The sequence below is a fragment of the Methylocella tundrae genome, from assembly GCF_038024855.1.
GTDB lineage: Bacteria > Pseudomonadota > Alphaproteobacteria > Rhizobiales > Beijerinckiaceae > Methylocapsa > Methylocapsa tundrae.
Genome location: NZ_CP139089.1, coordinates 185,112 through 205,964, shown reverse-complemented (window position 1 = coordinate 205,964; position 20,853 = coordinate 185,112). Strand labels below are relative to the sequence as shown.

General features: G+C 61.7%; 18 protein-coding genes. 13 read left to right on the top strand and 5 right to left on the bottom strand.

Annotation, left to right across the window (positions count from 1 at the left end; translation table 11 throughout):
* Positions 1-134: 134 nt before the first annotated feature.
* The 3 genes from SIN04_RS03370 to SIN04_RS03360 all read right to left on the bottom strand — a co-directional run bounded on the left by SIN04_RS03370 (position 135) and on the right by SIN04_RS03360 (position 3,098).
* Positions 135-1,709, bottom strand: coding sequence for a Do family serine endopeptidase (locus SIN04_RS03370; protein WP_134486147.1), 1,575 nt, complete (start codon positions 1,707-1,709; stop codon positions 135-137).
* Positions 1,710-1,900: 191 nt separating this feature from the next.
* Positions 1,901-2,599 carry a DUF2155 domain-containing protein gene (locus SIN04_RS03365; protein ID WP_134486145.1) on the bottom strand — a complete coding sequence of 233 codons (699 nt, stop codon included), beginning with the start codon at positions 2,597-2,599 and terminating at the stop codon, positions 1,901-1,903.
* Positions 2,600-2,696: 97 nt separating this feature from the next.
* The gene (locus SIN04_RS03360) at positions 2,697-3,098 is read right to left on the bottom strand and encodes an NADH:ubiquinone oxidoreductase subunit NDUFA12 (RefSeq protein WP_134486143.1); all 402 of its coding nucleotides are present in this window, start codon (positions 3,096-3,098) and stop codon (positions 2,697-2,699) included.
* A gap of 273 nt (positions 3,099-3,371) precedes the next feature.
* On the opposite strand from SIN04_RS03360, the gene SIN04_RS03355 reads away from it, so the two are divergent.
* Positions 3,372-7,028: a vitamin B12-dependent ribonucleotide reductase gene (locus tag SIN04_RS03355; RefSeq protein WP_134486141.1), complete on the top strand. Its 3,657-nt coding sequence runs from the start codon at positions 3,372-3,374 to the stop codon at positions 7,026-7,028.
* A 783-nt stretch (positions 7,029-7,811) separates the two neighbouring features.
* Here SIN04_RS03355 and SIN04_RS03350 read toward each other — a convergent pair.
* Positions 7,812-7,985: a DUF1328 domain-containing protein gene (locus SIN04_RS03350; protein WP_134486139.1), complete on the bottom strand. Its 174-nt coding sequence runs from the start codon at positions 7,983-7,985 to the stop codon at positions 7,812-7,814.
* 281 nt (positions 7,986-8,266) lie between these two features.
* On the opposite strand from SIN04_RS03350, the gene SIN04_RS03345 reads away from it, so the two are divergent.
* The 10 genes from SIN04_RS03345 (at position 8,267) to SIN04_RS03300 (ending at position 16,081) form a co-directional block, all read left to right on the top strand.
* The gene (locus SIN04_RS03345) at positions 8,267-8,650 is read left to right on the top strand and encodes a c-type cytochrome (protein ID WP_134486137.1); all 384 of its coding nucleotides are present in this window, start codon (positions 8,267-8,269) and stop codon (positions 8,648-8,650) included.
* A gap of 191 nt (positions 8,651-8,841) precedes the next feature.
* Complete coding sequence (locus SIN04_RS03340) at positions 8,842-10,152, top strand: O-acetylhomoserine aminocarboxypropyltransferase/cysteine synthase family protein (RefSeq protein ID WP_134486135.1); 1,311 nt, start codon at positions 8,842-8,844, stop codon at positions 10,150-10,152.
* Between the two features lie 156 nt (positions 10,153-10,308).
* On the top strand, positions 10,309-11,304 hold the full coding sequence (gene cysK, locus SIN04_RS03335; protein WP_134486134.1) for a cysteine synthase A: 996 nt from the start codon (positions 10,309-10,311) through the stop codon (positions 11,302-11,304).
* A gap of 101 nt (positions 11,305-11,405) precedes the next feature.
* Complete coding sequence (locus SIN04_RS03330; RefSeq protein WP_280178122.1) at positions 11,406-11,531, top strand: hypothetical protein; 126 nt, start codon at positions 11,406-11,408, stop codon at positions 11,529-11,531.
* Positions 11,532-11,646: 115 nt separating this feature from the next.
* On the top strand, positions 11,647-12,219 hold the full coding sequence (locus tag SIN04_RS03325; protein WP_134486132.1) for a hypothetical protein: 573 nt from the start codon (positions 11,647-11,649) through the stop codon (positions 12,217-12,219).
* 96 nt (positions 12,220-12,315) lie between these two features.
* Entirely contained in the window at positions 12,316-12,615 is a 300-nt protein-coding gene (locus SIN04_RS03320; protein ID WP_134486130.1) for a hypothetical protein, read from the top strand.
* A 419-nt stretch (positions 12,616-13,034) separates the two neighbouring features.
* The gene (locus SIN04_RS03315) at positions 13,035-13,763 is read left to right on the top strand and encodes a hypothetical protein (RefSeq protein WP_134486128.1); all 729 of its coding nucleotides are present in this window, start codon (positions 13,035-13,037) and stop codon (positions 13,761-13,763) included.
* Positions 13,764-13,878: 115 nt separating this feature from the next.
* On the top strand, positions 13,879-14,286 hold the full coding sequence (locus SIN04_RS03310; RefSeq protein WP_134486126.1) for a DUF2147 domain-containing protein: 408 nt from the start codon (positions 13,879-13,881) through the stop codon (positions 14,284-14,286).
* Between the two features lie 199 nt (positions 14,287-14,485).
* Positions 14,486-15,418 carry a ribose-phosphate pyrophosphokinase gene (locus tag SIN04_RS03305; RefSeq protein WP_134486124.1) on the top strand — a complete coding sequence of 311 codons (933 nt, stop codon included), beginning with the start codon at positions 14,486-14,488 and terminating at the stop codon, positions 15,416-15,418.
* Between the two features lie 426 nt (positions 15,419-15,844).
* On the top strand, positions 15,845-16,081 hold the full coding sequence (locus SIN04_RS03300; RefSeq protein ID WP_134486122.1) for a hypothetical protein: 237 nt from the start codon (positions 15,845-15,847) through the stop codon (positions 16,079-16,081).
* A gap of 247 nt (positions 16,082-16,328) precedes the next feature.
* Here the strand turns inward: SIN04_RS03300 and SIN04_RS03295 are convergent, their stop codons facing one another.
* Positions 16,329-17,240 carry a sulfite oxidase heme-binding subunit YedZ gene (locus SIN04_RS03295; RefSeq protein ID WP_134492229.1) on the bottom strand — a complete coding sequence of 304 codons (912 nt, stop codon included), beginning with the start codon at positions 17,238-17,240 and terminating at the stop codon, positions 16,329-16,331.
* 453 nt (positions 17,241-17,693) lie between these two features.
* Between SIN04_RS03295 and SIN04_RS03290 the strand changes: the two genes are divergently transcribed.
* Entirely contained in the window at positions 17,694-19,163 is a 1,470-nt protein-coding gene (locus SIN04_RS03290) for an efflux transporter outer membrane subunit (protein WP_244605648.1), read from the top strand.
* 283 nt (positions 19,164-19,446) lie between these two features.
* A complete protein-coding gene (locus SIN04_RS03285) occupies positions 19,447-20,829 on the top strand; it encodes an MdtA/MuxA family multidrug efflux RND transporter periplasmic adaptor subunit (protein WP_341264208.1) in 1,383 nt (460 codons plus the stop codon).
* The last annotated feature ends 24 nt before the right edge of the window (positions 20,830-20,853 follow it).

Sequence of the window (20,853 nt, the reverse complement as noted above, 5' to 3'; positions counted from 1 at the left end):
CATGCTTTTTTGGCGCCGCGCCGGCCGCATGAACTTGTCCGAAAAGTCTGCAACTTTTCGGGTTCATGCTTTTTTGGCGCCGCGCCGGCCGCATGAACTTGTCCGAAAAGTCTGCAACTTTTCGGGTTCATGCTTTAGGAAGCCGGATTGGTCGCAATCGCGACGAAGCGCGTGCCTTCGCCGCTCTTGACGCGAAGCAGCACGGCTTTGCGGCCATCCTTCTTGGCGTCGGCGATTACCGAAGAGATATCCGACGGCTTGCTGACCGCGTGACCGCCCGCCTCGAGGATCACGTCGCCGACGCGAAGGCCCTTTTGCGCAGCGACGCCATCGGGATTGATGTCCGCGACGACGACGCCATCGCTGCCCGCGCCCTGAATGGACGACGCCGGGGCGAGCTTCAGGCCAAGGCCAGTCAATGCGGAATTATCCGCCAGAGCCGCGGGCTTCGAGCCCGCCTTGCTATCGTCAGGAAGCGACCCGAGCTTGACCGCGACCGTCTTCTCTGACCCGTCGTGCCAGTAAAGAAGATCAGCCTTCTTGCCCGGCCCGAGCGCCGCCACCTTCTTTGCAAGATCGCGCGGACCATCGACGCGCTCGCCATTGACGCCCAAAATGACGTCGCCGGATTTGATGCCCGCCTCTTTCGCAGGGGAATTATCCTGCGCGTCCGCGACCAGCGCGCCCTTGCTCGACTTGAGGCCGAGGCTATCGGCGATTTCATCGGTGACAGGCTGAATCTGCACGCCAATCCAGCCGCGGGCGACGGAGCCCTTGTCCTTCAGCGTGGCGATGATCGACTGCGCCGTCTCCGCCGGAATGGCGAAGCCGATGCCAACGCTGCCGCCCGAGGGCGAGAAGATCGCGGTGTTGACGCCGACGACGTCGCCCTGGGTGTTGAAGGTCGGTCCGCCTGAGTTGCCGCGATTGACTGGCGCGTCGATCTGCAGGAAGTCGTCATAGGGGCCGGCGCCGATATCGCGGCCGCGAGCCGAGACGATGCCCGCCGTCACAGTGCCGCCAAGGCCGAACGGATTGCCGACGGCGATAACCCAATCGCCGACGCGCGGGGTCGCGCCCGCGAAATTGACGTGCGGATAGGCGCCCGGCTCCGTGATCTTGAGCAGCGCGAGGTCGGTCTTCTTGTCGGTGCCGACGACCTTGGCATGGAGAGTCTTGCCCTCATCCGTCGTCAGGGTCACGTCGGTCGCTTTCTCGACCACGTGATTGTTGGTCACGACATAGCCGTCCGACGAAATGATGAAGCCCGAGCCTTGAGCCTGCGCGGTGTGCGGGCGCGCCGGGCCGAACTGATGCGGTGCGCCCTGCTCGCCGAAGCGCTTGAAGAAGCGCTCGAGAGGATCGCCGGGAGCAAGATGGGGAACGGGGCTGCTCGGGGCGTCGCTGTCGTCATCGCCTTCGCTGTCGCTCGCGTCGGCGGTTTCGGTGATCTTGACTTTGACGGAGACGACGGCGTCGCGGACATGGTCGACAACGTCGGCGAAGGAAACCGGCGAGGCCGCCGGAGCCGCCTGAGCCGAGGTCTCGGCGATCGCCGGTTGCGTCGAGATGAAACTATTCGCGAGCGCTCCGGTCAGGGCGACCGTCGCCACGGCGCCGAGCAGCGCGAGGCGAAGTCCTTGCGGGCGGCGCGGCGCGTTATGCGGGGCGCCTGTCTGATCGGGGCCGGGAAGCAAGGGAAGAGCCATTGATCAATATCTCCATCGTGGCCGTTATGACAGCGCTGCGGCGTTGGCGCCGAGCTGATGGAGGCACTATGGATGCGCTTTGCTTACGCCGCTCTTTCGGCGAGATGAAACTTAGGTAAGGTTTGCCGAGCTAAAGCCGGCCTCTCTCGCCAACCGCCGGTCACTTGCGCCAGGGGCCGACAAAAATCGCGTCAGAAACCGTCGCCCGGAAAACGCTGGCTCGGCCGCCCGTTCGGTATGTCGGCTGGAGGAACCAGCGAATCCGGATCGTCCGCCGGACGGCGGGGGCGCTGCGTCGGAGCCTTGAAGCCCGGCGGCGGCGCGACTTCCACGGGGCCAGGACTTTGCTGCGGCAGCCCGTCGCCGAAATCATCGACGGGCGGCGGCGGCGTCTGCGGCTGGACGCGGCGCGGTTTGGAGGCCGGCTTTTTCGGCGCGGGCGCGGCGTTTTCCGGCGGCGGCGGGGGCGTGTTCGGTTCGGTCGCCGCGGACTCGGGGCTGGCGATGGTTTCGCCGCCGCCTTTGCAATCCGTCAGCCAGATATCATAGACGGGGTGTTCGATGCCGTGCAGGCCGGGGCTCGCCGCGAACATCCAACCGGAAAAAATGCGCTTGTAGTCATTCTTCGCGTCGACTTCGTCAACCTCGACGAAGGTGACGGTCTGCGGCGCCTCGGTCGCCGGGCGGGTATAGCAGGCGCGCTCGGTGATCTGAAGCGTGCCGAATTGCACGGTCTCGTCGGTCGCGACCTCGAACGAAATGATTCGCCCGGTAATCTTGTCGAGGCCGGAAAACACTGCGATCGGATGCTTGATCTTGTCCGCAAGGGCGCCGTCGAGCGGCGCGAGCCCGGCGCAGACCGCGACGCCGGCGCACAGAAGCGATCGCATGGAGGCGCAGCGGCGCGCGGAGGGGCTCACCGGCGCGCATGCTCGGCGGCGTCGGGCGGCAGGCTGGAAATCCGCTTGTCTGGCCAGAGTGAAAACCTCAGCCTTCGGGCGTCCAGGCGTCGTAGTCGCCTGTCGCTTTCGGACGCGCATTGGCGCGCAGCATCGACCCCGGCGGGCGCCAGGCTTCCGGCGTGCCGGTCAGATTGGGCAGATGAGGAAGCTGCCAGCCGCGCGGCTTGTAATCCTCCTGCGTCGGCGGCGTATCGACCGTGTGATGGAGCCAGCCATACCAGCCGGGCGGCGTCATCGAGCCCTCGCTGACGCCGGCGTAGATCACCCAACGCCGCTCGAAGCCCAGCGCCGGATCGACCTTGGCCGCGCGGTAATAAGTGTTGCCGAACTCGTCCTTGCCGACGGCCTTGCCATGCAACAAAGTGTAAAACCAGGTGTTGAACGACTGTCCATTCCACCAGGTAAAAATCATCGTGAGCAGTTTCATCGGCAGCGCGCCTTGGGCTTTGCAGATTTTTCCACGTCGAGGCGCCTTTATGGCTGGCGCCAGCCGCGCTGTCCAGCCTGTGCGGCGTTACAAATCGCGCGCGGGCGGTTTGCCCTGATTCGCATGGCCTAATCGGGAGTTCTCCACAAGTCTCGAATTGCTGTGACTCCGGCGAATTTTTCGTTTGTCCATTGATGAAAGATGTACGACATTTACGGCATCTTAAGCGATCAGCTACTATATCTAGTGATAAGAAGTTCCGGGGATACGACAATGCACATTGCGCGACGCTACACCAAAGAAGGTCAGTCCCCTTACGCCGGGATCGGGTTCCGCTCGACCAATAGCGAAATCCGCAACCCGGACGGCTCGGTCGTGTTCGCGCTGGAGAGCATCGAAGTCCCGGCCGCCTGGAGCCAGGTCGCGGCCGACGTATTGGCGCAAAAATATTTCCGCAAGGCCGGCGTTCCTGCGCGGCTGAAGCGAATCGAGGAAAACGCGATCCCCTCTTTCCTTTGGCGCTCGGACGCCGACGAAGAGGCGCTCGCGGCCCTGCCCAAGGCCGAACGCTTTGTGTCGGAAACGTCGGCGCGGCAGGTGTTCGACCGTCTCGCCGGAACCTGGACCTATTGGGGCTGGAAGGGCGGCTATTTCGATTCGGAAACGGACGCGCAGGCGTTTTTCGATGAACTGCGCTACATGCTGGCGAAGCAGATCGCCGCGCCCAATTCGCCGCAATGGTTCAACACCGGCCTGCATTGGGCCTATGGCGTCGATGGGCCGAGCCAGGGCCATTATTACGTCGATCCGGAGACGAAAGAGCTCGTCAAATCGCTGACGGCCTATGAGCATCCGCAGCCGCACGCCTGCTTCATTCAGTCCGTCGCCGACGATCTCGTCAACGAGGGCGGCATCATGGACCTTTGGGTGCGCGAGGCGCGGCTGTTCAAATATGGCTCCGGCACCGGCTCCAATTTCTCAAAACTGCGCGGCGAGAACGAGAAGCTTTCGGGCGGCGGCAAATCCTCCGGCCTCATGTCGTTCCTGAAGATCGGCGACCGCGCGGCCGGCGCCATCAAATCCGGCGGCACGACGCGGCGCGCGGCGAAGATGGTCGTCGTCGACGCCGATCATCCCGACATTGAGGATTACATCGAATGGAAGGTGCGCGAGGAGCATAAGGTCGCGGCTCTCGTCACCGGCTCGAAAATCCTGAAGAAGGCTCTGAAAGCGATTCTCCGCGCCTGCGTCAATTGCGAGGGGCCGGGCGATGATTGCTTCAATCCTGAAAAGAATCCTGCGCTGAGACGAGAGATCAAGCTGGCGCGACGCGCTTTCGTGCCGGACGCCTCGATCAAGAAGGTGATCCAGATGGCCCGACAGGGCGAGACGGACATCGACTTCGAAACCTTCACCACCGACTGGGACAAGGAAGCCTATCTTACCGTCTCCGGCCAGAATTCCAATAATTCCGTGCGCGTCACCGACGCCTTTTTGCGCGCCGTCGAGGAGGATGGCGACTGGACCTTGACGCGCCGGCTCGACGGCAAGGCGCACAAGGTTCTGAAAGCGCGCGCGCTGTGGGAAAAGATCGGCCACGCCGCCTGGGCCTCCGCCGATCCGGGGCTGCAATATCACACGACGATCAATGACTGGCACACCTGCCCGGCGGCGGGTCCGATCGTCGCATCGAACCCCTGCTCCGAATATATGTTCCTCGACGATACGGCGTGCAATCTCGCCTCGTTGAACCTGTTGCAGTTCCGTGATCCGGCGACGGGCGCGCTCGATGTCGAATCTTACGAACACGCCGTGCGGCTGTGGACGATCGTGCTGGAAATCTCGGTGATGATGGCGCAGTTTCCCTCAAAGGAGATCGCCGAGAATTCCTACAGATATCGCACGCTCGGCCTTGGCTACGCCAATATCGGCGGCCTTTTGATGTCGTCCGGCATCGCCTATGACAGCGACGAAGGCCGCGCCATCTGCGCCGCTTTCTCGTCGATCCTGACCGGCGTCTCCTATGCCGCCTCGGCGGAGATGGCGGCTGAACTTGGCCCCTTCGAGGGCTACGCCGAAAACGCGAGCGCGATGCTGCGCGTGATGCGCAATCATAAGCGCGCGGCCAGGGGCGAGGCCTTCGGCTATGAGGCGCTGTCGATCGCGCCGGTTCCGCTCGACCACGCGGCCTTGCGCGTCAAGGCGCTCAGCGATCATGCGAAGGCCGCGTGGACAAAAGCCGTCGAGCTTGGCGAAAAGCATGGCTATCGCAATGCGCAGGTTTCCGTCGTCGCGCCGACCGGCACGATCGGCCTCGTGATGGATTGCGACACCACCGGCATCGAGCCCGATTTCGCGCTGGTCAAATTCAAGAAGCTCGCCGGCGGCGGCTATTTCAAGATCATCAACCGCGCCGTTCCAGAAGGGCTGCGCTCGCTCGGCTACGCCGGCCACGAGATCGACGATATCATCACTTTCGCTGTCGGGCGCGCGACGCTGCAAGGCGCGCCCGCGATCAATCACGATACCCTGCTCGCCAAGGGCTTTACGCCGGAAAAACTCACCGAGCTGGAGGCGACGCTGAAGAGCGCCTTCGACATCAAATTCGTCTTCAACAAATGGACGCTCGGCGCTGATTTCCTGAGCGGCGTGCTGAAGATTCCGGCGGAAAAGCTAGAGGATCAGAACTTCAATCTGCTCGCTCATCTTGGCTTCTCCCGCGCGGAAATCGACGCGGCGAATGTGTATGTCTGCGGCGCCATGACGGTCGAAGGGGCGCCGCATCTAAAACTCGAGCATTATGGCGTGTTCGACTGCGCGAGCCCGTGCGGGCGCACCGGCAAACGCTACCTCTCGGTCGAAAGCCACATCCGCATGCTGGCCGCCGCGCAGCCCTTCATTTCGGGCGCGATCTCGAAGACGATCAACATGCCGAACGACGCCAGCATCGAGGATTGCAAGGAAGCCTACATGCTGTCCTGGCGGCTCGGGCTCAAGGCCAATGCGCTCTACCGCGACGGCTCGAAACTGTCGCAGCCTTTGAACAGCCAGCTGATCGAAGACGATGACGAGGAAGCCGAGGAAGCGGTCGAAGTGTTGCTCGCCTCCAATGCGCCGGCGCGCGCCAGCGCGGTCGCCGAGAAAATCGTCGAGCGCGTCGTCGAGCGGATCGAGCGCATTCGCGAGCGCGAGCGCCTGCCCGACCGGCGCAAGGGTTATACGCAAAAGGCTGTTGTCGGCGGCCACAAGGTGTATCTGCGCACCGGCGAATATGTCGACGGCCGTCTCGGTGAAATTTTCATCGACATGCACAAGGAAGGCGCCGCCTTCCGCTCGCTGATGAACAACTTCGCCATCGCGATCTCGGTCGGCCTGCAATATGGCGTGCCATTGGAAGAATATGTCGACGCCTTCACCTTCACGCGCTTCGAGCCGGCGGGTTTCGTGCAGGGCAATGACGCGATCAAGAACGCGACCTCGATCATCGACTACATCTTCCGCGAACTCGCCATCTCCTACCTTGGCCGCAACGATCTCGCCCATATCGATCCAACCGACATCGGCCCCGATGTGTTGGGCAAGGGCGAGACTCAGGGACGCCAGCCGCAAAGCCCGATGCCGCCCGCGACAGCGAAATATGTGTCGAGCGGTTTTGTGCGCTCGAAGACCGACAAGCTGATGCTGGTGCAGGGCGGATCGCAAGGCGCCACAGCGTTGAAAGAAAATCTCGAACAGGACGTCGAGGCGGAACTCGGCCAGCTCAACTGGACGACGCCGGCAGAGGGCGCGGCGATCGCCGAAAAGCGCAGCCAGGCGCGCATGAAAGGTTATACAGGCGAGGCCTGCGGCGAGTGCGGCAATTTTACGCTCGTGCGCAACGGGACGTGCCTGAAGTGCGACACATGCGGGGCGACCACGGGGTGTAGCTAAAATTCGATAGCGAGTTAATTCAATTCTGTAGATGCGCGGCGTCGCCGCGCATCTACAGAGGCGTTGAACTTTTGTCCAAAGCGAGAGGAGAATAAATCATCTGAAGGTAAAGTCAGATCTAACGGAATCGGCGCCTGTGCCTATTCATCGGACCAATGCAACTGGTCCGATGAAAGCACAAGCGCCCTTACTCACAGCAAACCCTAGACGGAGTTTAACAATGAGAACCGAAACGGTAAGCGATCTAATTTGGCTTCAATCCGGCGATCAGAACCGGCAATTCATTCGTGTCGCGCATCCCAGATGGCCTGAGCGATCCATCTTCCGGGCGAACGATGGTGCATACCTAGCCATCTATATTATCCCGAATAAGTCAGCCTCGTTGCGGGATGATCCACACGCTATCGCCGCTTCTTGGCAAGATTAGCTGAACATTCGAAAATTAAGCGTTAATGCAACCGGTGTATGACGCCTTGTAGCGGATTTTTGATCGAGTCGGCAAGCGGAATTTGCATAAATGCAGAACGTTCTTTTCCACTGGAAACTCAAACTCGATGCAACGTAGCGAAGCCGAATGGTATGTTTCATGCTTTCTGCGTTGCATCGAACTCTCATGACAAAACCTCGGACGATGGAGATGGCTTGGCCCTCTGCGGCCACACCATCCCATTCACCGCACGGCTGACCCGAGCACATCCGGTCGGCCGCCTCCACGACGTTTGCTTCGCAAGCCGCTTTGCTCGCCGCGGAGCCTTCTCTTTATTCTGCCAGCCGTGCGCCTCGCTAGAAGATGGCTTCGCCAGCCAGCAGGCCGAGCACAAGGAAGATGACGAAGATCACAATGGCGATGAAAAACAGGATTTTCGCGATCTGCGCTGTCGTCGCCGAAACTCCAGAAAATCCGAAAAAGCCGGCGATGATCGAAACGATAAAGAAAATAAGCGCCCATTTTAGCATTTGGCGTCCCCTGTCTGCCTGAGTATGTGAGCCTGGCGAATCCCTCGCCCACCTGTTCAGGTCAGGCCAAAAACGGGATTGCGGCAACTTTGTTCCCGATCATCGGCCCGGCGTCGATGAGCGGGCGCCCGCGTTCAGGACAGGCGCCCGCTTCGCGCCGCCGAACGCCCCTCCCCCAAAAGGCGTATTTTGCCTCACATCAATGCTTGCCACTGTCGGCGATGGTCTAGGCGCGTGGGGAGGCCGCTCGCGCGGCGCGGCCCATCAGGCAGGAGACAGACATGCGACTTGAAACTCTCATCAGCGGGTTGGCGCTGGCGGCGGGCCTTGGCCTCGCGGGCGGCGCATCGGCGGCTGGCGACGCGGCCGCCGGCAAAGCCATCTTCGCCAAGACCTGCCAGAACTGCCACTCGCTTGACATCGGCGTCAACAAGGTCGGCCCAAGCCTCAGCGACATCATCAATCGCAAGGCTGGCGTCGTTCCCGGCTTTGAATATTCCGACGCTCTCAAAAATTCCGGCAAGACCTGGACCGTCGAAGAACTCGACCTCTACCTCTCCAATCCGCGCGGCGTGCTGCACGGGGTGAAAATGTATTTTTCGGGCCTCAAGACCGAAGCCGAACGCGCGGATGTGATCGCTTATCTTTTGTCCGTGCAGCAGTAAGCCGCTTCAGGCCGGCTCCTTTCGGCCAGCGACAAAACGCTTCTCTCTACAAATCTGATGGTCTAAGATGGTTTCGATCGGCGCGTCCGCTGGGCGCGCCGCCGCGAAGCTTATGGTTTGAACGCCGTAATGCTCAAAGAACGGGAAATGGCGCGCGCTTTGCGCCAAACATCGACCATTGGGAGACTTTGATGCCGGCTCCGACGCGTAAGCCAGAGACCCTTGCCCTGCACGCCGGCTGGCGCGCGGACCCTGCGACCGGCTCCGTCGCCGTGCCGATCTATCAGACCACCTCCTATCAGTTTCACGATACGCAGCACGCCGCGGATCTCTTCGCGCTGAAAGAGCTCGGCAATATTTACACGCGCATGGGCAATCCGACCCTCGACGTGCTGGAGCAGCGCGTCGCGGCGCTTGAGGGCGGCGTCGCGGCGCTGGCGCTCGCCTCCGGCCAGGCGGCCTCGGCCTTCGCCGTGCAAAACATCGCCCGCGCCGGCGACAACATCGTCAGCGCCACCGATCTCTACGGCGGCACCTGGAACCTTTTCGCCAACACGCTGAAGGATCAGGGCATCGAAGTCAGGTTCGTCGATCCGAACGATCCCGAAGCGTTCCGGCGCGCGACGGACGATCGCACCCGGGCCTATTACGCGGAAACGCTGCCCAATCCAAAGCTCACGGTCCTGCCCATCGCCGAGGTCGCCGCCATCGGACGTTCTCTTGGCATTCCGCTGATCGTCGACAACACCGCCTCGCCGATCCTGTCGCGCCCGCTCGATCATGGCGCCGCGGTCGTCGTCTATTCGGCCACCAAATATCTCGGCGGCCACGGCAATTCGATTGGCGGCGTGATCGTCGACGGCGGCAATTTCGATTGGGAAAGCCACAAGGAGCGGCAACCCGCGCTCAATACGCCCGATCCGAGCTATCATGGCGCGATCTGGACCGAGGCGGTCAAGCCGCTGGGACCCATCGCCTATATCATCAAGGCGCGCACGACGCTGCTGCGCGATATCGGCGCCTGCCTCTCGCCTTTCAACGCCTTTTTGATCCTGCAGGGAATAGAGTCGCTGGCGCTGCGCATCGAGCGCCACGTCAAGAACGCCGAGGCGGTGGCGAATTTTCTCTCGCGTCACCCGGGCGTGCGAAAGGTCATCTATCCCTCGTTGCAGACGGGTCTGGCGCGCGAGCGGGCCGATCGCTATCTGACCGGCGGTTACGGCGGCCTTGTCGGCTTCGAACTGGACAATGCGGAAGCCGGCCGCAAATTCATCGATTCGCTGGAGTTGTTCTACCACGTCGCCAATATTGGCGATTCCCGCAGCCTCGCGATCCATCCTGCGACGACGACGCATTCGCAGCTTTCGAGCGAAGAACAGCTCGCGACGGGCGTGACGGCCGGCTATGTGCGCCTTTCAGTCGGCATCGAGCATATAGACGACATCATCGCCGATCTCGAGCAGGCGCTGTCGACCGCGACGGGCCTGGCGCGGGCCGCCTGAGCGTCGCCTGGGCCGCGGCCGGAGCGGCGCGCGCGCTCCGCGGCGCCTGGTCAGGAACAGCGCACTGATCTTGCGCCTTCGCGAGGTCGCCAATAGAACGCTAGCCATTGCTGACCTTCGGCGCGAAGTGCAGCTCAACCAGATGGAGCAAAGATCATGGCGCAAACCGCTGCGCAGCAGGCTAAAGCCTCCGCTCCCGAGCAAGCTCCGGGCCGCGGACGCATTTATGATTCGATCACGCAGACGATCGGCAACACGCCGCTCGTGCGCCTTAGGAAAATCGAGGCGCTGAAAGGCCTCAAGGCCAATCTCCTCGCCAAGCTCGAATTCTTCAATCCGCTGGCGAGCGTCAAGGACCGCATCGGCGAGCATATGATTTCGGCGCTCGAAGCGGAGGGCAAGATCACGCCCGGCAAGACGACGCTGATCGAGCCGACCTCAGGCAACACCGGCATCGCTCTCGCCTTCGTCGCTGCGTCGCGGGGCTACAGGCTGATTCTCGTCATGCCGGAATCGATGTCGATCGAACGCCGCAAAATGCTCGCGCTGCTTGGGGCTGAACTCGTCCTCACCCCTGCCCCGCAAGGCATGAAGGGGGCTATCGCCAAGGCGCAGGAAATCGCCGAAGCGACGCCCGACGCCGTCATCCCGCGTCAGTTCGACAATCCCGCCAACGTCGAGATCCACAGGCTGACGACGGCTGAGGAAATCTGGAACGACACAGACGGCAAGGTGGATATCTTCATCTCCGGCGTCGGCACTGGCGGGACGATCACCGGCGTCGGCACAGCGCTGAAGCCGCGCCGCCCGAGCCTCAAAGTCATCGCCGTCGAGCCCGAGGATTCGCCCGTCCTGTCGGGCGGGCAGGCCGGACCGCACAAGATCCAGGGGATCGGTGCCGGCTTCATTCCCTCGATCCTCGACCAGTCCGTCATCGACGAGGTCGTCACCGTCGGCAATCAGACGGCGTTCGATACGGCGCGGCTGCTCGCGCGCGTCGAGGGCATTCCCGTCGGCATCTCATCGGGAGCGGCGGTCGCCGCCGCTATTGAAGTCGCCTCGCGGCCGGCGAGCGAAGGCAAGAATATCGTCATCATCATTCCATCTTTCGCGGAGCGCTATCTTTCGACCGCCCTCTTCGACGGCCTTTGAACAGAGCGTCATCGCCCCGCATGGAACTTCGTCCTGTGCGGGGCGTTGAGGCAGCATGCATTCGGGAGGCCGAAATGCGCCCTCGAAAGAAGGATAGCTTTATGCGAACCTTGGCAATTCTCGCCGCCGCGCTTGTGTCGTTCAGGATTATATCGAACCTCATCTATAATCACCGGTTTATGGCGGCTCCGGCTTTCGTGCGGCGGCTCAATCGCCGGTATCTTTGAGACAATAATGGCACAGCCGATGTAAAAATTGGGCCGGCGGCTCGCCGTCGGCCAAGACTTGACCCAGCGGCCTTCCCTTTTCTCACGCCCCCCGCGATCTCCCGAAGAACTTGAGATGCTCCGCTCGACTTGGCCGTCGTTGCTTGCCGTCTGCTTCGCGCACGCTTTTAGCCTGATCTTTGCCAGTCAGGCGCAATCTTCCCAAGCACCGCCGCCGTACATCATTGCAGCCCAAGCTGATGACTCAACGGCTTTACCTTCCGACCCAGCGAATTCATGGCGGATTACGCGCTCTCCCGGAGTCGACGGCGGGGCTGATTCTTCCGCTATACTGCGTATCTCTGATATCAAACGCTCAGATCCGCGTTTAGCCGGACTAATGCTGCGCTGCAGCAAGCAAGGCGTGGAGGCGATTATAGTAGTGATTGAACCGTTTCCTCCGCAAACACACCCCAAAATTACCTTGCACGTTGGAGAACAAGAGTTTTATTTTGTGAGTAGCGTAGTCGCGACCGGCGTCGGCCTTATCCTGCCAGCAGACGGAATGCAGTTGGCAACAGGCCCCTGGCGGAATGCGAACGAGCCGTCTGTCAAGATTTCCGAGGGCGACGCCGAGATCAGCGGCGTCATAAAACTTTCGGGTCTTGAAGCCGCAATTCAGTCTCTCGCTGGATGTGCTGCAAAATGAGGCTTTGGATTTTTGAGCCGTTAGGGCAAACCCGTCGAAGGAAAACAGACAAGAATTAAGAAACTAAGAACGATAAGACGATCGGGAGGCATCGAAATGATAAGCTTACTGCTCGGGGCGGTCCTTTTCGGACTGGTCCTCGGACGTTTCTTCAGGGTCTATATTCTTATCCCGACTTGCGCGGTGGCGATCATTTTGGTGCTCACAGGCCCTGGGCTCATCAATCAAACTTTGACGGCGTCATGCCTGCAGATCGTCGGATTGGTCGCCGGCCTTCAGTTCGGCTATGTCGCAGGCCTTGTGCTCACGCAATATGCCGCTGCTTTTTCAGGCCGCAGGCAGAGCTGGAGTTCTCGCGCCCATGCGCTGCCTTCGCGCAGCCTGCACATGAGATAGGCTAACAATCCCAGCGCGGCTGATGTCCGGTTGGGCTGGCGCCGACCTCTTATTGCCTGCACGACAAACAGCGAGCCCCAACGGCCGGCCGAGTGTTGCCTTGAAACTGCTTGCGGCCACTGGGACGCTGCCGTGAGCGCAAAGTACGACAGACGCTCAATTATTGCAAATGCGAACGAATTGATGCGGCGCAAACCGGGGCGCGTTTGATCTGCGCGGGCGCTCTACGGGGCCGAGCTTCCAAAATGCTAGACCTTGGTTAAGATTCAGTTTACCGCTTCTCACGATTCGCGGATTTGGACGCCGGATTTCCCGGCGCAAAGACGTGATCGAGCGTTCTGAAAGCGTCTGGCTCGGCCGCACGGCTTCGGGTCAAAAACCAAATTCGGGGTCCAAAAGCAATTAAGGGGATGACACAAATGGCTCAGTCCTCCTCGTCGCGCCGGCGCAACCCGCAGCCGCGGGTCCTAGCTGGCGTCAGCTGCGTCATTTTATCCGCCTGCCTCGCCGGTTGCGTCGAGACAGCCCCCACCGCCGAGGCGCCGCAACCGCTCGTCAAACCCGTTGCGGCAAAGCAGCCCACGGGCGCCACGCCGCGCGGGGTCAGCGTTGCCCTGACGAGTTTGACCGGCGTTCCAGAACCGATCGAAGCTCAGATGCGGGATGCGTTCACCGCGCAGGCGAAGGAGCGCGACATCGCGCTTGGAGCCTCGCAGGAGCCTGCCTATCTGATCCGCGGCTATGTGACGAGCTACCCTGCTGAAAAAGGAACCGCCATCGCCGTGGTGTATGATGTTTTCGACGGGATGAAAAAGCGCGCGCAAAGGATCGAGGACAGCGTTGTCGTCAAGGGCGACGGCGCCGATCCCTGGTCCGGTTTCGACGCCGCGGCGATGAACGAACTTGCCGCCAAAAGCGCGGACGACCTCGCGGCCTTCCTTGTCGCAACTCCCGAGGCGATGGCCGCCCGATCCTCGCCGGCAACCGATACAAGCGCAAGCCTGGCAAGCGATTCATCGCGATCCCAGCTTTCCGCGAGCGCCAACTCGCCTCCATCCGGTCTGGACGACGGCCAGACAATCGTGCAAAGAGCGCGCTCAACGCAATCGGCGTCGGCCGGCGACTTCAGCGCCGCCGTCCTTCGCTGAGAAGTTACGCCGTCTTCGCCAGATTTTTGGGGCGGGTCGAAACACTGGACGGGTTTCGCCGCCGCTGCGATAGCCGCGCGGATTAGGCAACCGAAATAATCAGGCTGGAGGAACAATGAAGCGGATCATCTTGGCGGCGTTTGGATTTGTTGCCTTGTCCGTCGGGGCGGCCAGCGCCGATCCGATCGGCGAGTGGCGCGTCGGCGACGGCACTGCGACCGTGCGTATCAAAAAATGCGGCGCGGCTCTTTGTGGATTTGTCGCCTCAACGCGGGGAGCGCCCGGAAAGGACGTTCGCAATCCAGACCCCAGCAAGCGCAACCGCTCGGTGATCGGACTTGAAGTCTTGATCAATTTGCGCCCAGGCGGCGACAAGACCTGGACCGGCACGACCTACAACGCTGAGGACGGTCTGCTATATAATGCGACCGTGACCGAGGATGGCGAACGCGCCCTCCAGATCAAGGGATGCGGCGCCAATGGCGGAGTGTGCGGGTCAGAAACGTGGACCCGCGTCAAATAACCGGCGCCCCGCCCTGCCGCTACGCTCCGGCGCTCACGAAGCGGCGCGCGCCGCTTCGTGCGTTGAAAGAAGCACAAATCTTGAGGTTCCGGCCTGCCGCGCGAGGCGCATAGAATTTTGCTTCCCGGCCATTGCTCCGCTGAGGCTATTCTATTTAAGAGTGTGCTATCGACTGGCGGCGACGCGGGAATTTCATCAAATGAAGATTTTGTCAGGCAACTCCAACCGGCCGCTTACCGAGGCGATCGCCGCTTATCTCGGGCTTCCGCTCACCAAGTGCCAGGTCCGCCGCTTCGCCGATATGGAGATTTTCGTCGAGATCCAGGAGAATGTCCGCGGACAGGATACGTTTATCGTTCAGTCGACCTCCTATCCGACGAACGATCATCTCATGGAAATGCTGATCATGACCGATGCGCTGAGGCGCGCGTCGGCCCGGCGAATTACCGCTGTGCTTCCGTATTTCGGCTATGCCCGCCAGGATCGGAAGCCCGGCCCGCGCACGCCGATTTCAGCGAAGCTGGTCGCCAATCTCATCACGCGCGCAGGAGCGGACCGCGTGCTGACGGTCGATCTGCACGCGGGACAGATTCAGGGCTTCTTCGATATTCCGACCGACAATCTGTTCTCCGCTCCAGTTCTTGTGCGCGATATTCAAGCCCGGCTGAAGCTTGACAATGTGATGGTGGTTTCGCCCGACGTCGGCGGCGTCGTGCGCGCGCGCGCGCTGGCGAAACGCATCGATGCGCCGCTCGCCATCGTCGACAAGCGTCGTGAACGCGCCGGCGAATCGGAAGTGATGAACATCATCGGCGACGTTGACGGTAAAATCTGCATATTGATCGACGATATCGTCGATTCCGGCGGCACCCTCTGCAATGCGGCGGATGCCTTGCGCGCCCAGGGCGCAAGCGATGTTTACGCCTATATCACGCATGGCGTTCTTTCCGGCGGCGCGGCGGCTCGAATCGCCGCATCGAGCCTCAACGAGTTGGTTCTGACCGATACGATTCAGACGACGGAAGCCGTTCGCGTTTCCAAGAACATTCGCGTCGTTTCGATCGCGCCTCTGATTGGCGAGGCGATTGCGCGCATCGCCAAAGAAGAAAGCGTGTCCAGCCTTTTCAACTGAACGATCCTTTTCCGATCGTTTCCTTGCGCACGGCCAACGCATCGCGGCAATCCGTGGCGGCGCTCCCGCACGCCGATGCGCCTGATGCCAGGCCCCGCTGCGCGCGATGGCGCAACCTGCATTCATCAAAAAGATGAGACGCATCTCGGCTCGGCTGTGGCGGGGCGCGCGAGCCGCGGGGCAATTTCCCGGTTCACCGCGCATGCGGCCCGCGGCCCATCGGCCGAACACGACATCGGGATTGAACCACAAGCCTCGCGCAACATTCCTATGGCGTTGTGCGCGACGCGGCGTTATCGCGCGCACATTGCTCCAGGGTGGAACGGCTTTTGCGTCAGAATGGGATCGTCGATGCGTTGACATTTACACTCTATAGATTTTATCAACTATTGGTCGCCCGTTAGAGGCTGGTCGAAGGGGAGCTTAATGCCCGACGCATATGTCATTCAAATCAGCGGCCGCACAGCCGGCATCGTCGCCCGGGACGGGCGTGACGTTTCGTTTAACTTTTTTGCCGCTTCTCATCTCTTCGATGCGATGGAAGGCCAGAGCTTCGCAGATCCCCTGGCGGCCGAACGCGCGGCGCGCTATCTGGCAAGGCACGGAAGCCTGCCGCGCCGGGGCGAGCAACATCCCCCCGAAGCTGGGACGATCGAAGCTTAGGTCGAAGAAAAAGAATTTTGGAGGCGCCTCGCTCGCCGCTTCCTTTGGCTCGACCCTCTTCGCTGCCGCCGTCTCCGCCAGAACTGTGTCGGCCGGCTCATCGCGGCGCTGCGTTTCAGGTCCCTGGCTTTGCAACGACCTCTTATTTCTTCGGTCAAACGCCCCCGTCTTAACGTCGCACCTGGAAATCACCTGGAGCGCCGTGGTCCGCCTTGAGGGCGCGGGAACAAATCCAGCGCTTTGCCGCCTAAATTTTCAGCCGCAGCGCCGCTGCCTGGTTGGAGTTTAGCCGAGCATCATCCACCTTTTCGCGCCCGCTCGGCGCGCCGCCGCCAACGATCAAAGGACGCGCCAGGCGCGCGATCCAAAGAAGAAAGGCGGCGCCCGCGACGAACCAGCATGGCCGGACGGCGTAGGAAAAGTCGAAATTCGCTGCAAGGACGAGCGGCAAAGACACGCCGGTCGAAATCTTGAACCAGACAGCTTCGCCGATTGCCGTGCCGACCGCCGCACACGCCCCGACGCTGGCGACGGCCCCCGCCGACAGGTCGCCAAGCCGCCACGTCGCCACACGGCATCCCAGCAAAAGCGCAAAAATGCCCGCCATCGCAATCGGCTGGCTGACGTCGAGCTTGGCTTGCATGAAGAAGTGAATCGCCGATGCGATGGCGGCCGCATAGACGAGCTTATGCAAACGGCTCCATCTTTGGGCGCCGAGCCGGGCAATCATGGCGTCGGTCGAGGTAGCACCGAGAGCGCACAGTAAGCAAAGAGCGATAAAGCCGATCGTCAGATAGAATCTGGCAAAAATCTCCGATGCGATATGCGGCGCGTCAAAATGCTGTCCCCAAGCGTAGAGAATGACGTGCAGCAACGCATAAGCGAGGGCCGAGAGGCCGACGATCCGTCTAATCGAGATCAACCTGGACCAGCGCGTCGCACGCCTCAGCGGCGTCACCGCCAGCGTCACGGCAAGCAGCCACAACGACCAAAGCCCGGACTGATGGATCGCCTCGTTCAGCGGACGCGCCCCAAGCAGCCCCAGCCCCGCCTCTATGGCAAGCCAAAGAGCCGGCGCAAGCGCGCTCAGAAGAGCGACGGTCTTTAGCGGCGAAACACGGCTCTTCCGGCTGGTCGAGGGATAGATTGAGTGCGGCATCGCCAAGGAAACTCCGGGCGCGAGAGGTTCGCCCAATATCTTCGCCGCAAATCCGGCCTATGTTTCAGAGAAATAAAGACCATCACGGATTAGTGACGGCGTGGCTCAAGGCCGAGGACAAGCAAACGCCGAAGCCCCTATCCCGGCCCGCAGACAAGCCGTCGGGCGTGAGAGGCGGCGGTTCGCGGTCACGTTTTCTCGTTTGGCGCAGCCTTGTTCGCGCCTCGGTAAGTTGTTAACGAGAACCTCATGGCCAAGCTTGATGCTTATTCTTCTTCGGCGGGATGCATCGCCCTCGAAGAGAGATTCCGCCCGCAGGAAACGAGACGTCACGCCAAAGCCGGAGCGTCAGGCCGACGCGGGCGGCTGATGCCCCGCCCGGCAGGACATTGGCTAAGACTGCAGCCGCAGCCTGGATGCACAGGCGACATTCTACGAGTGAGCGAGCGCCGAGTGAAAACACTACTCGCCTACCCGGCGCTGCTACTCGGTATGGGATTGGCCGTGGGCCTTTCGGCCTGCACCGTCGGTCCTGATTATATCAAGCCGCCAGCGCCGGAGCCGGCCAGATATAAAGAGCTCAAAGGGTGGAAAGTCGCAACGCCGCTGGACGCGGCGGACCGCGGCCCCTGGTGGGCGGCGTTCCGGGACGCCAAGCTCAACGAACTCGAAAGCCAGGTCGTGGTCTCAAATCAGACGGTCATCGGAGCCGAGGCCGCGTATCGGACCGCGCAAGCGCTGGTCAGGGAGGCGCAAGCGGGGCTTTTTCCGACCGTCGCGGTCAATTACTCCGCGACGGGAACGCATAATGGATCGAAAACGTCGGGGTTCACAGGCACGTCGAGCACCCTTGTAACATCCGATCTGTCCGCGAGCGCCGCCTGGACGCTCGACGTCTGGGGCCAGATCCGCCGCTCCGTCGAGAGCAATGTCGCCGGCGCGCAGCTTTCGGCGGCCGATTTCGCCAATGCGACGCTTTCCACACAGTCTCTGCTCGGAATCGCCTATTTCAATCTACGCGCCGCGGATGCGCTGCAAGACCTGCTCAACCGCACCGCTCAGAGCTACCAGAAAACGCTCGAAATCACGCAGCATCAGTATTCAGCGGGAACCGTGTCGAAAGCCGACGTCGCGACGGCGCAGGCGCAGCTTTTGAACACGCAGGCGCAAGCGATCAATGTCGGGATCAGCCGCGCGCAATATGAGCATGCGATCGCGGTGTTGATCGGCAAGCCCCCGGCGGAGGTGACAATCGCGCGAAACGCCTTCAAGAACGCCCTGCCGGCGATCCCCGTCAGCGTGCCTTCGATATTGCTGGAGCGACGTCCCGACATCGCCGCGGCCGAGCGGTCGATGCAAGCGCAAAACGCGCTCATCGGCGTCGCCATCGGCGCCTATTATCCAACCATCAGCCTCTCGGGCGCGTTTGGCTTCGCCGGACGCGGGCCTCTCGCCGTCTCGCTCGCCAACGAAGCCTGGAGCCTTGGCGCCGCCGCCGTGCAGACGACCTTCGATGGCGGCCTACGCAGCGCGACCGTCGACGCCGCCAGAGCCACTTACGATCAAAGCGTCGCAAATTACAGGCAGACGGTGCTGTCCGCCTTTCAGGGGGTCGAGGATCAACTCGCGGCTTTGCGCATTCTCGCGCAGCAGGCGAAAGTCCAGGACGCTGCCGTCAAGGCCGCGCAGGAAGAGGTCGACGTGCTCCTCAATCAGTATGCCGCGGGCACGGTCGCCTTCACGGCCGTGGTCGTGGCGGAGGCGCAGTTGCTGAGCAATCAGGAATCCGCACTGACCATTCGCCAGGACCGTTTCCTTGCCAGCGTTCAATTGATCGAGGCTCTCGGCGGCGGCTGGGACGTCGCATTGCTGCCAAGCAGCGTGGCGCTCGAGGACGCCAACCCGCTGATCCCGCATTTTTGATTTTGAGTTTTCCTTGCCGCGGCTGCGCCTCGGAACAAAGCGCGCCGCGAATAGCAAACCATTTTATCAACAAAGAGTTGATTAGAGAAACGCCATGATTATGTTTCACTGATGCGCATGATTAACGCCGACGGTAGCGTGCATCAAGACCACAATCCTGTCTGGTTGCTTACGTTACGAAAACCTCATGCGTTGGATAGACGATAGCAATCGATTTTAGGCGATGATTGCTGAATGGGAACCATCCAAGGCGCAGTCAGACACGGGTATTGGACGCAAGACGATGGATGACCGCACACGCACGGTGGAAAATGATGCTGCCGGCGCGTTCTTCCTCCGCGAGGCTGAGCCAAGCGCAGAAGCAAAGCCCGACACCGAAAAGGGCGCGCCGGCCGCGCCCGAATCCGAACCGGCGACGCGGAAAAGCTCGCCGCTGCGGTCAGCGATTCTGATCGTGCTCGCGGCGGGGATCGCGTTTGCAACCTATCATTTCGTCACCGCCGAGCGGGCGCCTCCGAGCGGCCCCCCGCGTCACGCCGTCGCCCAGCCGGTGGGCGCGGCGACCATCGCCCTCGGCGACATCAATGTCGTCGTCACGGGGCTTGGCACGGTGACGCCGCTCGCCAACATAACGGTGAAAACGCAGGTCAACGGCCAATTGATGGAAGTCGCCTTCACGGAAGGCCAGATCGTCAAGAAAGGCGATCTCTTAGCCCAGATCGACCCGCGCCCGTACCAGCTGGCGCAGGCTCAGTACGAAGGTCAGCTGGTGCACGACCAGGGGTTGCTCGACCAGGCGCGAAACGACATGACGCGCTATCAAACGCTGCTGAAGCAGAATTCGATCGCGCGTCAAACTGCGGAGGATCAGGTTTATCTCGTCAAACAGTACGAGGGCTCGGTCAAGACCGACCAGGCTCAGATCGACACGCAGAAGCTGAACCTCACCTATGCGCGGATCGTCTCACCGATCGACGGCCGCGTCGGCCTGCGTCTCGTCGATCCCGGCAACTACGTTCAGACGAGCGACGCCGGCATCGCGGTGTTGACGCAGATCCATCCGATCTCGGTCATCTTCACCGTGCCGGAGGACGATATTCCGCAGATCATGGCGCAGACGAAGGCGGGCGCGCCGCTCGAAGTCACGATATATGATCGCGCCAACATCAATAAGCTCGCCGTCGGCAAGGTGATGACGATTGACAACCAGATTGATACGACGACCGGGACCGTGAAAATCCGCGCCGAGTTCGAAAACCTCGACGACAAGCTCTTTCCCAATCAATTCGTCAATGCGAGGCTCCTGATCAGATCGTTGAACGGCATCGTCACGGCCCCGGTGACGGCGATCCAGCGCGGCGCCCCTGGAACCTATGTCTATCTGATCGGCCCGGACGACAAAGTCTCCGTGCGCAAGATTGAACTCGGGCCGCAGGAAAATGGCAAGGTCGCCGTCACCTCCGGCCTCGCGCCGGGCGATCGCGTCGTTGTCGACGGCGCCGATCGGTTGCGCGAAGGGGCGAGCGTCTTCGTCGCGGCGAGCGACGGCGTGGCGATGAACGCGTCCGGCGCCGTCGACGCCGCGCAGGGCAAACATCAACGCCATCCTGACGCAGCCTCCCAGGGCGCCGCGCAGGCGCCAAGGCCGCCCGCTGGCGCGCCGTGAGTGATTCCGGCGCCGCGCCAAGGC